Annotated in this window: 12 protein-coding genes; 6 read left to right on the top strand and 6 right to left on the bottom strand. The window is 71.4% G+C overall.

Annotated elements, in window-relative coordinates:
- Nucleotides 1-18 precede the first annotated feature (18 nt).
- The 4 genes from ACIBU0_RS10525 to ACIBU0_RS10510 form a co-directional block, all read right to left on the bottom strand.
- Entirely contained in the window at nucleotides 19-1,737 is a 1,719-nt protein-coding gene (locus tag ACIBU0_RS10525) for an ABC transporter substrate-binding protein (RefSeq protein ID WP_398814746.1), read from the bottom strand.
- A gap of 237 nt (nucleotides 1,738-1,974) precedes the next feature.
- Nucleotides 1,975-2,067: an Ms4533A family Cys-rich leader peptide gene (locus ACIBU0_RS10520; RefSeq protein ID WP_334313676.1), complete on the bottom strand. Its 93-nt coding sequence runs from the start codon at nucleotides 2,065-2,067 to the stop codon at nucleotides 1,975-1,977.
- A gap of 56 nt (nucleotides 2,068-2,123) precedes the next feature.
- Nucleotides 2,124-3,866: a DUF3152 domain-containing protein gene (locus tag ACIBU0_RS10515; RefSeq protein ID WP_398814741.1), complete on the bottom strand. Its 1,743-nt coding sequence runs from the start codon at nucleotides 3,864-3,866 to the stop codon at nucleotides 2,124-2,126.
- Nucleotides 3,867-3,874: 8 nt separating this feature from the next.
- A complete protein-coding gene (locus ACIBU0_RS10510; RefSeq protein WP_398814739.1) occupies nucleotides 3,875-4,948 on the bottom strand; it encodes an alpha/beta fold hydrolase in 1,074 nt (357 codons plus the stop codon).
- A 251-nt stretch (nucleotides 4,949-5,199) separates the two neighbouring features.
- Between ACIBU0_RS10510 and ACIBU0_RS10505 the strand changes: the two genes are divergently transcribed.
- The 4 genes from ACIBU0_RS10505 to ACIBU0_RS10490 all read left to right on the top strand — a co-directional run bounded on the left by ACIBU0_RS10505 (nucleotide 5,200) and on the right by ACIBU0_RS10490 (nucleotide 7,253).
- Nucleotides 5,200-5,424, top strand: coding sequence for a hypothetical protein (locus ACIBU0_RS10505; RefSeq protein WP_398814736.1), 225 nt, complete (start codon nucleotides 5,200-5,202; stop codon nucleotides 5,422-5,424).
- A gap of 307 nt (nucleotides 5,425-5,731) precedes the next feature.
- Nucleotides 5,732-6,373, top strand: a complete 642-nt coding sequence (locus ACIBU0_RS10500) for a TetR/AcrR family transcriptional regulator (protein WP_393448381.1) — start codon at nucleotides 5,732-5,734, stop codon at nucleotides 6,371-6,373.
- A gap of 151 nt (nucleotides 6,374-6,524) precedes the next feature.
- Nucleotides 6,525-6,752, top strand: a complete 228-nt coding sequence (locus tag ACIBU0_RS10495; protein WP_019754243.1) for a DUF3107 domain-containing protein — start codon at nucleotides 6,525-6,527, stop codon at nucleotides 6,750-6,752.
- 231 nt (nucleotides 6,753-6,983) lie between these two features.
- A complete protein-coding gene (locus ACIBU0_RS10490; RefSeq protein ID WP_398814732.1) occupies nucleotides 6,984-7,253 on the top strand; it encodes a hypothetical protein in 270 nt (89 codons plus the stop codon).
- Between the two features lie 334 nt (nucleotides 7,254-7,587).
- On the opposite strand, the gene ACIBU0_RS10485 is transcribed toward ACIBU0_RS10490, so the two are convergent.
- A complete protein-coding gene (locus ACIBU0_RS10485) occupies nucleotides 7,588-8,352 on the bottom strand; it encodes a ferritin-like fold-containing protein (protein WP_398814729.1) in 765 nt (254 codons plus the stop codon).
- Nucleotides 8,353-8,827: 475 nt separating this feature from the next.
- Between ACIBU0_RS10485 and ACIBU0_RS10480 the strand changes: the two genes are divergently transcribed.
- Both ACIBU0_RS10480 and ACIBU0_RS10475 read left to right on the top strand, forming a co-directional pair.
- Nucleotides 8,828-11,455: a DEAD/DEAH box helicase gene (locus tag ACIBU0_RS10480; protein WP_398814726.1), complete on the top strand. Its 2,628-nt coding sequence runs from the start codon at nucleotides 8,828-8,830 to the stop codon at nucleotides 11,453-11,455.
- A 203-nt stretch (nucleotides 11,456-11,658) separates the two neighbouring features.
- A complete protein-coding gene (locus ACIBU0_RS10475; RefSeq protein ID WP_398814724.1) occupies nucleotides 11,659-12,603 on the top strand; it encodes an alpha/beta fold hydrolase in 945 nt (314 codons plus the stop codon).
- 24 nt (nucleotides 12,604-12,627) lie between these two features.
- Here ACIBU0_RS10475 and ACIBU0_RS10470 read toward each other — a convergent pair whose 3' ends face one another.
- Complete coding sequence (locus tag ACIBU0_RS10470) at nucleotides 12,628-13,521, bottom strand: NYN domain-containing protein (protein ID WP_398814722.1); 894 nt, start codon at nucleotides 13,519-13,521, stop codon at nucleotides 12,628-12,630.
- Between the last annotated feature and the right edge of the window lie 72 nt (nucleotides 13,522-13,593).

Here is a 13,593-nt window from a genome sequence, read left to right as displayed (position 1 = left end):
CCACTTGATCCGGTCGACCTACTTGGCCGCGGCCTGGGAGATGTCCAGTACGCCGGTCCAGTCACTGATCACGATGTTCTTGACGTCCTTGCCGTACAGCCGCTTGTAGACCGGGTGGAACAGCGGCACGGTCAGTGCCTGCTCGCCGATCTTCTTGTCGAGTGCGCCCCAGCGCTTGGCGGCGGCGTCAAGATCGGTCAACTTGTTGATCGCGTCAATCTCGGCATTGACCGACTTGTCGTCGAGCAGGCCCGTGTTGAAGTTCGCGCCGTCCTTGACGATCTGCCGGCCGTCGAAGATCGGGGCGAGGAACGGACCGCCGGAGGGCCAGTCGGCACCCCAGTGGGCGAGGAAGAAGCCGGGCTCGCTCTTCACGTTGTGGATCTTGTCGGAGTAGTCGTTCTCCTCCAGGCCCTGGAGCTTGACCGTGATGCCGGCCTTCTTGAGGGCGTCCTGGATCGCGGTCGCGATCTCGGGGCTGGTCTCGAAGTCCTTGGCGTTGGAGTGGGTCAGGGTGACGGTCAGCCCGTTCGCGTAGCCGGCCTCCTTCAGCAGTTCCCTGGCCTTGGCCGGGTCACCGGCCTTGCCCGCGGGGAAGTGGTCGTACGGCGCGTAGCCGAAGGACTTCTGGTCCGGCAGGAAGGTGGTGGCGGGCTCGGCCAGCGCCGAACCGCCCGCCGCATTGACCACGGACGACCGGTCGATGGCGTACGAGATCGCCTGCCGCACCTTGACGTTGTTGAACGGCTTGATCGTCGGGTTGAACGCGATGTAGTTGGTGTAGCCGAAGTGGCCGGTACCGACGCGCGAGGCGAGTTCCTCGTCGCCGGCCACCTTGGCGAGTTCCGCCGGGCCGAGGTTGGTGTCCGTGGTGACCGCGGCGGCGTCCGCGCCCTGGGACGACGACAGCCGCTGGTTGATCACCGACGAGTCCAGCCCGGACCGTACGTCGATCTTGTCGGGGTACGCCTTGCGCTCGGCGTCCGTCGAGGCGGACCAGTGCGGGTTGCGCTCCAGGACGAGCCGCTCACCGTCGTTCTCGTTCTCGACGACCTTGTACGGCCCGGAGGAGATCGGGTGCTCCTCGTATTTCGTGCCGGTGTCCTTGCCCTGCGGCACGGGCGTGAACTGCGTCTGCGTGGCCAGGTACGGGAACTCGCCCTCGGGCTTGTCGAGGTGGAAGACGATGGTCCGCTTGTCCGGCGTCTCGATGGAGTCGAGCCCGTCCTTGTCCTTGTACGGCCCCTCGTAGTCGGCGCCGCCGATCAGCCAGTCCCTCAAGTAGGGCGCGCCACCCGACAGTTCGGGGGCGAAGGAGCGCTCGATGCCGTACTTGATGTCGGCCGAGGTGATCGGGGTGCCGTCCTCGTACTTGAGGCCCTCCTTGAGGGTGTACGTCCACACGGTGGCGTCCTTGTTCGGGCGCCCGGTGTCGGTGGCGAGGTCGGGGACGACCTCGGCGCCGGCTTCCCCGTTCTCGCGGTTGCGGGTGGTGAGGGTACGGAAGACGAGGGACGGGACGTTTCCGCCACCGGAGGTGTACAGGCGGGCGGGGTCGAAGTCCTGCTGCGGATTGGAGTTCAGGACGGTGAGCGTGCCGCCCTTGTGGGGCGTGGAGTCGCCGCCGGCGCCCTTGGCATCGTTGTCCTCAGGCCCGCAGGCGGCGGCGCCCGCTGCCACGACCAGGCTGACGGATGCCGCGGCCACGCGGCGCGCTATGACGGACGGTTGACGCATCGGAGACGACCTCTCGGATTGATGGATCTCGCAGGGACGGTCGAGATTCGACTCGGCTCGACCTGTCTCATATGGCGAGACGAATTGACGCGGAGTGAGACAGAAATACGCAGACGTCCGCCCCGGCGCCGGGTCGTCGGAAACCCGTGAACGAGCCGCGGGGTCAGACCCCGTCAGCGACTCGGCTACTCACAGGAGAGGGAAGAAGATCGCGACGCGAACGCCAAGGGGCGAGCGTCAGCGACAGTCGATGTCGGCCACGCACAGAGCGGTCACGCCGATGAGCGCCAGCTCGATGGCGGCGCGAGAAGAGGCGTGACGGGTCGACATGTGCAGAAATATGGATCAACACGCTGCACATGTCAATGTGACGTGTGAGTCACCCGTCAACTCCCGGGATATGCCCAGGGGTTCGGCCGGCAGTGGATCCCGTCATGGTCGAGGAACTTGGTCTGCTGCTGCATGACCGGCGCGAGATCGCCGTCCTTGTCACATGTGACGTGACTGAAGCCGAGCCGGTGGCCGACCTCGTGGTTGATCAGCATCTGCCGGTACGCGTGAATCCGGTCACCGTAGGTCTTCGACCCCTGCGCCCATCTGTACGCGTTGATCATCACGCGCTCGGTGGCGGCCGAGTCGCACGACACGTTGTCCTCGGTGGTGTCGAGTCCGGACTTGGCGCACCAGACGGCGGTGGTGCCGGGGCTGGCCAGCGTGATGACGAAGTCGGGTTTGCCGGAGTAGATGCGCTCGAAGGTGCGGGCGCCGTTGTGGGCCCAGCTACGGTCGTCGTTGAGCGTCTTCTGCACGGCCTCGGCGAAGAGTTCGCCGTCCAGCCCGAGCCCCTGCTCCACGTCCACGCGATAGGTGAACTTCTGCCCCGTGCCGGGCGCCTTGTCGATCCCCGGGATCGCGTCGAACTTCCCCGAGCCCTTGAGCGTGGCGCTGAGCGCGTACTTCTCGCCCATCTTCTGCTCGTACGTCACAGGCGCCACGCCGGGCGCGCCGGACGGCAGCGGCCGCCCGTCCCCCCGCGAGGCCGTGTCACGGGCGTCCCGCGCCTGATCGGTGGCGGACTGCGACTGTACGCCGCTGTCGTCCCGCCCCTTCGCGACCTGCCCGGCGACCACGACGGCCAGCGCAGTCACGACGGCGGCGGCAGCGATGCCGGTGAAGGCCCGGCCCTTGGCACCCTTCGCCGGCACGGGCTCGCCGGTCGGCGGGGCGTCGTCGTCGAGCTCGGCGTCGTTCACGACGCCGTTGCCGGTCCCGGGGTCCCAGTCGGTGACGGAGGCATACGGGTCGGCAGGATGCCCGGCACCGGACGTACGGGGCGCGAATACGTCGTCGCCGCCGTCCTCGCCGAAGGCGTCGAGGTACTCCTGCCGGGGCCCCTCGGACGGCGGCGCCTGCCGGGGCCGCGGCAGGGGCACGCCGGTCACCGGCGGAGCGCCGGCCGCCGCGGAAGCGCCGCGAGCTCCCCCGGCCCGCCCCCTCAAGTCACCCCAGCCACCACCGGGCTCACGCTGTTCGGGGTGGCCGCCGCGGATCCGGGGAGTGCCGTGGGCAGGAGTCCCGTCCGGCAGGCGGGGAACGCCGTGGGCTGGGGTGCCGTCGGGCAACCTCGGAAAGCCGTGCGCGGGCGTGCCGTCGGGAAACCGCGGGATGCCCTGCGCGGGCGTGCCGTCAGGAAACCGCGGGAAGCCATGCGCGGGCGTGCCGTCAGGCAGCCTCGGCACCTCCCGCGCGGGCGTGCCGTCCTGGACCCCACGCCCTCCGTACGCCGGCCCCCCACCCGTCGGCATCCCCTGCCGACCCGGCGGCGGCCCCTGCACTCGACGACCACCGGGACCACCAGGCCCGCCAAGACCGCCAGAACCACCTGGGCCGCCAGGACCACCCGGGCCGCCGGCCCCGCCAGGACCACCGGACTGCGGCCGGAAACCCTGCCCCGCCCCGGGCGCCGTACCCGGCCGCGAAGCCGGAACCCTTCCGGGCCCCGTGCCCGGTACGGACGGCCCCCGCCGGTCGGCGCCCGCCTCCGGCTGAGCTCCCCGGGAGCCCTGTCGTGCAGTTGTGTCCGCGGTGTCGCGCTTGGCGGCGGATCCGCGGCGGCTGTGGCGTCCCACGTCGCGCCTCAGCTCCCCGCGCTCTCGGACACGACGCCGTCCCCGGCCGCGGACGCACTCTCGACCGCGGCCACACTCTCGACCGCCGACTCACTCCCGACCACAGGACCCCCTGAGGCCGCCCTCGACTCCCCCGTCTCCGCGAGGAGTTCGCGGAACGCCCGGGCGACCACCTCGGGGTACTCCATCATCGCCACGTGCCCGGCCTCCGGCAGGCTCAGCAGACGGGAGTCGCGGAAGGTGCGTGCGGCCCTGCGGCACATGCGGTAGCCCACGAGCTGGTCGCGGCCGCCGTAGACGAGCAGCGTCGGCGCCAGCACCCGCTCGGCCTGGCGCCACAGCGCGTGCTGGCCGCCCAGCGTGTAGGCGTTGACCAGCCCGCGCGCGGAACGCGTCATCGCGTCCCAGAAGTACGGAAGTTGCAGCCGCCGCTCCATCTCCTCGACGGCGTTGCGGAATCCTTCCGGCGTCACCCGCCCCGGGTCGCCGTAGCACAGGTGCAGCACGCCACGGACCCGCTGCTCCGCCGTCCACTCCCTGGTGAGCCGGGTGAAGAGCGCGGTGACACCGGGCATCGCGAGCAGCGCCGTGGGCACGGCGCTGCGCTGGACGCGGACCTCCGGCAGCGCGGGCGACACGAGGGTGAGCGTACGAACCAGGTCGGGGCGCACCGCGGCGACGCGCGTGGTGACCGCGCCGCCGAGCGAGTTGCCGAAAAGGTGTACGGGGCCGCGGTCGGAGGCGTCGAGATAGCGGATCACCGCGCGTGCGTGCGCGGTGATCGAGTAGTCGCCGTCGTCCGGTGGCGGCGAGTCGCCGAAGCCCGGCAGGTCGACGGCCTCGCAGTCGACGTCGCCCTCGAGCTGCTCCATCAGCGCCGACCAGTTCTGCGAGGAACCACCGAGTCCGTGCACATACAGCGCGGGGGGCAGCCCCTCGCGCGCGGGCGGCCTGGAGCGCACCGTGAGCGTGATGCCCGGCAGTCCGACCGACCGCAGCCGCTCGCCCTCCCCGACTCGGACGGCCGCCACCTTGGGGAGGACATTGGCGGCCGGCGCGGACGGGAGCTCGGTCGAAGACATGCGGCAATGTTACGAGACGATCACGCCCTGGTTCATGTGTTCGCCGTCACAACTCGACACGTACATGGCAGACCCCTGATCGGTGCACCCGGTGGAGCACGCCCGAATTGCCCGCAGATCCCCCGCAGATCGCATAGCGTCCGGAACCGGTGTCTCCTAGGCTCGTACGCAGGGCACCCGTATGTGGACCCCTGCTTCACCCAGGGACGTTGTGCCCCAGCCACGGGGACGTTCTAGGAAGGGAGCCCACCATGGCCGTCGACCCCACCGACCCCGAGACCTTCGTGGACGACGACATCGAGGAAGCCCAGGAGTTCGACGTCGAGGCCCCCACGGCCGACGCGGCCGAGCAGCACGCCGACGTCAGGCCGGACCGCGACGATCCGATGACCGGCGTGGACCCCGACCGGGCCAACGAGGCCGATCTGGTCGAGCAGGCGCGCGTCGTGTCCATCGACGAGGACGACTACCGGTGACACAGGCGCACGCACGGCGTCGGTGAGTACGAACGAACGCGCACGAGCCCGAGCGAACCCGAACGCGCCCGAGCACGAAAGAGGGCGAACGAGCGCGAACGAAGGCGCAGTCGGGCGCGAAAGAGAGAGCCGCTGAGCAGGAAAGAGACCGCTTGCTGCCCGTAACGCCCCGGTTTCAAACCTTCTGCGCGACTTTCGTCACCGTCCGGTCCGTGAAATTCTGCGCTCGCACCGCGCACACCCGGGTTACCGAAAAGTACGATGGCGGCGCGGCGCACACCGCATGTGGACGACTTTGGGAGGCGGCGTGACAGCCATCGAGCAGACAGAGGCGGCACGCCCGCGGGGCACTCGCCTGCCGCGCCGTGCCCGACGGAACCAGCTTCTGGGCGCGGCCCAGGAGGTCTTCGTCGCGCAGGGCTACCACGCTGCCGCGATGGACGACATCGCCGAGCGCGCCGGCGTCAGCAAGCCGGTGCTCTACCAGCACTTCCCGGGCAAGCTCGACCTCTACCTCGCCCTGCTGGACCAGCACTGCGAGTCACTGATCCAGGCCGTACGGAACGCGCTTGCCTCGACGACCGACAACAAGCAGCGCGTACGGGCGACGATGGACGCGTACTTCGCGTACGTCGAGGACGACGGCGGCGCCTTCCGCCTGGTCTTCGAGTCGGACCTGACGAACGAGCCGGCCGTGCGCGAGCGCGTCGACAAGGTCACCAACGAGTGCGCCGAGGCGATCTGCGAGGTCATCGCCGAGGACACCGGCCTCTCGCGCGCCGAGTCGATGCTGCTCGCCTCCGGCCTCGGCGGTCTCGCCCAGGTGGTGGCCCGCTCCTGGCTGCACAGCGACCGCAGTGTTCCGCGCGACCAGGCGGTGCAACTGCTGACGTCCCTGGCGTGGCGCGGCATCGCGGGCTTCCCGCTGCACGGCACGGAGCACCACTGACACGCACGCGCGTGTGCGGGGCGTTTGTTCCCGTCCGCTGTTCGCTCCTGGCGTTCTTGGGCGGAGGGTGTACGTCCCCTCACCGGGCTAATGTGTGCTGGGTACGGCGCGGAAGGTCGCGCACTTCACTGACCGTCGGAGGGACATAGCCGTGGAGGTCAAGATCGGCGTGCAGCACGCGCCCCGCGAGATCGTTCTGGAGAGCGGTCAGAGTGCCGAGGAGGTCGAGCGGGCGGTGTCCGAGGCGCTGGCCGGGAAGTCGCAGCTGCTGAGCCTCGTGGACGAGCACGGCCGCAAGGTCCTGGTCCCGGCCGACCGTCTCGCCTATGTGGAGCTCGGTGAGCCGGCCCCGCGCAAGGTGGGCTTCGGCGCACTGTAGAAAGCGTCGGCAGACAGGCGTTGACGGGAAGGGCCCGGTGACTGAGGTCGCCGGGCCCTTCCCCGTTCCACTCCCGATTCCACTCCCGGTTCCACCCCGTTCCACACTCCCCGTCCCGCCTCCACAGACGGAGCACAAGTCGATCACAGAAGAGGATTGGATTCCGCAGGTCAGGGGTATGACGGGCTACGACCGTTTCGAGCAGGTCGGCCATGCGGGAGGGACCCCAACATGCTCTTGGAAGCGCTCAGCTCCGCGATCCTCGGCCTGGCCCTGGCCTGGGCTGCCGCCCACCGCCTGCCGCACCGCCTGCCCGCCCGCTCCCTCGTCCTGCCGACGGGTGTCGCCGGCGGACTCTTCGGCGCCTTCCTCACGCACACCGCGCTCGGCTTCGGCAACCTCTTCGTGGTCCTCATCGGCGCGGCCGTCGTCTCCGCCGCCTCACTCTCCCTGCTGGTACGCCCCGCGGGAAGACTCCGCCGCCACTCGGCGACCGCGTGACCCCGGAGGACCGGCCGCCGGACAACTGACGCGCTGAGGCTTCGCAGCACAGCGCCGACGGCCACTCCCCAGCGCCGACGGCGCCCCACAGCACCGGCCCGCATCTCTCAGCCCGTCCCGCGTTTGGTGCCGAGACGCCACCGTCCCGATCCCCCACCCACCCGCAGGGGGCTCTGCCTCTCGACGCCGGTCCAGGCACTCCAGCCCGTCCGGCGTTTGAGGACGAGGCCCCTTCAGGGCCGACGGGGGTCCAGGGGGCGGAGCCCCCTGGACGGGTCGAAGGGGCAGAGCCCCTGGCGGACGGGACGGGTAGGGGCGGCGGGGGCGAAACCCCCTACGCCGCCAGCCCCAGCGCAGCCATCCGCTTGGTGTGGGCCTCAGTGATCCGCGAGAACATCCGCCCCACCTCCGCAAGATCGAACCCGTCCGCGACGCCACCCACGAGCATCGTGGACAGCGCATCCCGATCCGCCACCACCCGCTGCGACTGCGACAGCGCCTCCCCCATCAACCGCCGGGCCCACAGCGCAAGCCGCCCACCCACCCGCGGATCGGCATCGATCGCGGCCCGCACCTTCTCCACGGCGAACGAGGCGTGCCCGGTGTCATCGAGCACGGCCAGCACCAGCCCCCGTGTGTCCGAGTCGAGCCGAGCCGCGACCTCCCGGTAGAAGTCACTGGCGATCGAGTCACCGACGTACGCCTTGACGAGCCCTTCCAGCCAGTCGGACGGCGCCGTCTGCTTGTGGAACCCGTCCAGCGCGGCGACGAACGGCTCCATCGCCTCCGTCGGCTCGGCCCCGATCTCGGTGAGCCGGTCGCGCAGCTTCTCGTAGTGGTGGAACTCGGCCGACGCCATCTTGGCCAGCTCCGCCTTGTCCGCCAGCGTCGGCGCCAGCTTGGCGTCCTCCGCCAGCCGCTCGAACGCCGCCAGCTCCCCGTAGGCCAGCGCGCCGAGCAGGTCCACGACAGCGGCCCGGTACTGCGGATCGGCGGAGGCCTGCGCCCAGTCCTGGGCGGCGACCCCGGTGTGTTCGGCGGAGGAGTCTGCGGTGTCGGAGGCGTCAGGGATGTTGTCGGACGTCGTCATGAAGCGCACAATAGCCCGCTCAACGCGTCACGGAAGTCCCTGGTCAATCAGTGTGACGCCGACTACGTGACCAATTCGGCCATCGCATGTGCGCGTTTCCGGGGTATGGTGGTAATGCGCCCGCTGAGTACTCAGACGTATCTCGACGGGCCGCACGTTATGAGGATGCCCGGTCGGTGGCCCGATCGGCTCCGACCCGACAGCCCTCCACGGCCGTACGGCACTCTGCGTACGAAGCCCGGAGGGGGACACCCTCAGCGGTACGAGCGCTAGAGCGTCGGCAGTGGTCCCGTGCCTTACGGCCCGACCGTACGGCAGCCGACGTCCCCGGCACGGTCCGTCAAAGACCCCCGCGCTCGCCTCGCACCGCGCACACAGAAGAGGCAGCACCCTGACTACGACTTTTCGAGAGCTCGGAATCCTTCCCGAGACCGCCGAGGCCCTGGAAGCCGTCGGCATCACCACTCCCTTCCCCATCCAGGAGATGACCCTCCCCGTCGCCCTCTCCGGCACGGACGTCATCGGCCAGGCGAAGACCGGCACCGGCAAGACGCTGGGCTTCGGCCTCCCGCTCCTGGAGCGCGTCACCGTCCCCGCCGACGTGGAGGCCGGCCGCGCCAAGCCCGAAGCCCTCACCGACGCCCCGCAGGCGCTCGTCGTCGTCCCCACGCGCGAGCTGTGCACCCAGGTGACCAACGACCTGCTGACCGCGGGCAAGGTGCGCAACGTGCGCGTCCTCGCGATCTACGGCGGACGGGCCTACGAGCCCCAGGTGGAGGCCCTCAAGAAGGGCGTCGACGTGATCGTCGGCACCCCGGGCCGACTGCTCGACCTCGCCGGCCAGAAGAAGCTCAACCTCAAGCACATCAAGGCGCTCGTCCTCGACGAGGCCGACGAGATGCTCGACCTGGGCTTCCTGCCCGACGTCGAGAAGATCATCGACATGCTCCCGGCCAAGCGCCAGACCATGCTGTTCTCGGCGACCATGCCGGGCGCGGTCATCGGTCTCGCGCGCCGTTACATGTCCCAGCCCACCCACATCCGCGCCACCGCGCCGGACGACGAGGGCGTGACGGTCGCGAACATCGCGCAGCACGTCTACCGGGCGCACAACATGGACAAGCCGGAGATGGTCGCGCGCATACTGCAGGCCGAAGGCCGTGGTCTCGCCATGATCTTCTGCCGCACGAAGCGCACCGCGGCAGACCTCGCCGACCAGCTCCAGCAGCGCGGTTTCGCCTCCGGCGCGGTCCACGGCGACCTCGGCCAGGGCGCCCGTGAGCAGGCGCTGCGCGCCTTCCGCAACGGCAAGGTGGACGTCCTCGTCTGCACCGACGTCGCCGCGCGCGGCATCGACGTCGAGGGCGTGACCCACGTCATCAACTACCAGTCGCCGGAAGAGGAGAAGACGTACCTGCACCGCATCGGCCGTACGGGCCGCGCGGGCAACACGGGTACGGCGATCACCCTCGTCGACTGGGACGACATCCCGCGCTGGCAGCTGATCAACAAGGCGCTGGAGCTCGACTTCAACGACCCGCCGGAGACGTACTCCACGTCCCCGCACCTCTTCGAGGAACTGAAGATCCCCGCGGGCACCAAGGGTGTCCTGCCCCGCTCGGAGCGCACGCGTGCCGGGCTGGCGGCGGAGGAGGTCGAGGACCTCGGTGAGACCGGCGGGCGCGGTGGGCGCGGTCGCGGTGGCCGGGGCGGCCGGGACGACTCCCGTACGTCCTCGTCCGAGCGCGAGCGCCCGTCTCGTACGCCGCGTCGCCGCCGCCGTACGCGCGGCGGAGCACCCCTGGACGCGACGCAGGCTCCCGCCACCGGTGCCGACACCATGGAGGGGACGGCCGAGTCGGTCACGGCCGAGTCCGTCACCGCGCCGCGCACCCCGCGCCGCCGTCGCCGCACCCGCAACGGGGCGTCGGCCGAGCCGGCCCCGGCCGTGACGGCCACGTCCGCGGACGCCGCGGAGGCAGCGGTCACGACGGCGGAGGGCCCGTCCCTGGACGCCTCCGAGGAGGCCCCGGCCAAGCCGCGTCGCCGCAGGACGCGCAAGTCGGCGGAGCCGCAGGCCACTTCGGCCGAGGCGAAGACCGCCTCGGAGCCCACGCAGGCACCCGAAACCGCGCAGGCATCCGAAGCCGTGAGGGCATCCGAGCCCGCCACGGCTGCTCCGCAGGCGCCGGCAGCCGAGGAGGCCCCCGCCACCAAGCCGCGCCGCCGCACCCGCAAGGCCGCCACCGCCGCGGAGACCGCCGTCGACACGGCCGAGGCCACCGCTGAGGCCACCACCGAGGCCGTACAGCAGGCCCCGGAGACCACGGAGGCACCGGAGTCCAAGCCGCGCCGCCGCACCCGCAAGGCGGCCACCGCCGCGGAGACCGCCGTGGACACGGCCGAGGCCGCCGAGGCCGAGCCGAAGACGCGCCGCACCCGCAAGACCGCGGCGTCCGTCGAAGCGGCCGCGGACATCCCGGCCCAGACGGGCCAGGAGCCGGAGTCCACCGAGGCCAAGCCCAAGGCACGCCGTACGCGCAAGGCGACCGCCGCCGCAGAGGCTGCCGTCGACACGGCCGAGGCCGCCGAGGCCAAGCCGAAGACGACCCGTACGCGCAAGGCGACCGCTCCGGCAGAGGCTGCTGTCGACACGGCCGAGGCCGCGGAGGCGAAGCCCAAGACGCGGCGTACGCGCAAGGCCGCCGCAACCGCCGAAGCAGCCGTCGACACGGCCGAGGGCACGGAGGCGAAGCCGCGCCGTACCCGCAAGGCCGCCGCGACCGTTGCGGAGCCGGAGGCAGCCGAGGCCAAGCCCCGGCGCACCCGCAAGGCGGCGGTCACCGCTGAGGCCGCCGTCGACACGGCCGAGGCCGCCGAGGCCAAGCCCAAGGTGCGCCGCACCCGCAAGACCGCAGCGTCCGCCGCCCCGGTCGCGGACATCCCGGCCCAGGCCACCCAGGAGCCGACGGACGCCGAGGCGCCCGCACCGCGCCGCCGCACCCGCAAGGCCGCGGCGACCGTGGAGGCCGCCGACGGCTCGGCCGAGGTGAAGCCCAAGGTGCGCCGCACGCGTAAGGCGACGGCCGCCGCGGAGCCTGTGGAGAGCTGATCTCCCGTACGACGGCCCGGTCCCGCATCAAGTGGGACCGGGCCGTCGTCGTTGCCCGCCCCAGCCCGTCCGGCGTACGGGCGGAGAGGGAGAACACCCCGAGGGCCACACCAGCGCCGGCCACCACCGCCGTCCCGCTCGCCGTCCCACCCACCGACCCACTCGCCGTCCCGCTCTCCGCCCCCACCGGCTACCCTCCCCCCGTGACCACCCAACCCGCCGCCACGCCACTGCCCCCCAACGCCCGCGCCTACCCCCTGCACACCCCCCGCGGCACGTTCGCAGTCGTCGACTCCCCCGCCGCGCCGGACGCGCAGCCACGAGGCGTAGCCCTCCTGCTCCCCGGATTCACCGGCAGCAAGGAGGACTTCACGCTCATGCACGAGCCGCTGGCGGCACGCGGCTACCGCACGATCGCCGTCGACGGACGCGGCCAGCACGAGTCGGACGGTCCCGGGCAGGACGAAGCCCCGTACGCCCAGGCAGAGTTGGCCCGGGACGTCCTCGCCCAGGCGGCAGCCCTCCGCGCCACCGACGGCCCCGACGGCCGCGTCGCCGTCGTCGGCCCCGACACCCCCCTCCACCTCCTCGGCCACTCCCTCGGCGGCCAGATCGCCCGCGCCGCCGTGCTCCTCGACCACTCCCCGTTCCGGTCGCTCACCCTCATGGCATCGGGCCCCGCCCAGATCTCCGACTCCCAGCAGCAGCGCGTGAAGCTGCTACGGGACGCGCTCGCGGTGATGACCATGGCCGAGACCTGGGAGGCGATCCTCGCCATGGGCCCGCCCGAGGAGGTCGGCGGGCCGGCGCGCGGCATCGGCGGCCAGGACCTGCTGCGCCGCCGCTGGCTCGGCACGAAGCCCGCCCAACTGCTCGCCACGGGACGCCAGTTGTGCACGGAACCGGACCGCGTCGACGAACTCGCCGCCGTCCCGCTCCCGTTCCACGTCCTGTCCGGAGCGAGCGACGACACCTGGCCGGTCCCGGTCCTGGACGACATGGCTGAACGGCTGCACGCCCGCCGCACGGTCATCCCCGGCGCCGAGCACTCCCCCAATGCCGACCAGCCCCTGCCCACGGCCCAGGCCATCGCCGACTTCTGGGACAGCGTCGACGGCACCGGCAGCCGATCCCCGGCGGACGCCTAGTGGCGGACATCTAGCGGCGGACGCCTAGTACTGCGCCTGGAGGTGCTCCCAGAACCCGTCCCGCAAGGCCCGCCGCAGATCGGCCTGCCCGCGCAGCGAGTACTGCAGCAGCCCCTCCGCCTCCACCAGCAGGTCCTGGTCCACCGACCCGGGGAGGTAGGGGTGCCCGGGCAGCAGCTCGACCAGCGACTCACGTCCCCGCGCCGCGAGCCACTTCGCCGCGATCTGCGCGCCGACGAACCGCACGTCCTCCCGGGTGGGCCGAGCCCCCGCCGCCTCGTACGCGGCGGCGGTGCGCCGGGAGACGTACGGCTTGAAGAAGTCGAGGTCGAAGGTGCGCTGGCTGTCGACCTCCCAGAGCAGCGGCTCGGCCTGGTTGCGGCCTTCCGGTGCCTCGATGCCCCACAGATGCACCCGCGCCCCGTACCCCTGCGCCGCCTCGACCGCCGACACGAGGTCCTCGTCGCCGCCCAGCAGTGCCGCGTCGCTGATGGCGCGGTGTCGGGCCAGGGACTCCAGGTCGGTCCGGATCAGTGAATCGACGCCCTTTTGCTGGTTGTTGGCGTTGAGGTTCCCCAGCCGCACCTTCACATCGGGCAGCTCGGCGATCGACTGCTGTTCCGCCGTGTGGATACGGCGCCGCGCACCGTCGTACCAGTAGACCCGCAGCAGCCTGCTGTCCGCGAAGATCGTGCGTGCCCTGTCGATGAGCGCCTCGATCAGGCCCTCCGCGTCCACGTCGAAGGCCCGGCGGTCTTCGGTCCCGGCGACCAGCCGTCCCGCGGCGGCATACAGATAACCCGCGTCGACGAAGATCGCATGGGTCGAGGGCGTCTTCGCCACCTCGGCGAGCATGCGTTGCAGCAGCTCGTTGGTGTGGTCGATGCGGGCGCCGAGCGCCGCGAGGTCGTCGTTCATCGCCTCCATTGTCCCGGCCGTCACGCTGCGAACACAACCGGTCCCGGTCGGTCCCGCGAGGGTCTCTCACCA

The sequence above is a fragment of the Streptomyces sp. NPDC049627 genome, assembly GCF_044465645.1.
In the GTDB taxonomy this organism is placed as follows: Bacteria; Actinomycetota; Actinomycetes; order Streptomycetales; family Streptomycetaceae; genus Streptomyces.
Note: the sequence above shows the minus strand (reverse complement) of the source record. Positions and strands in the feature narration are given on the sequence as shown.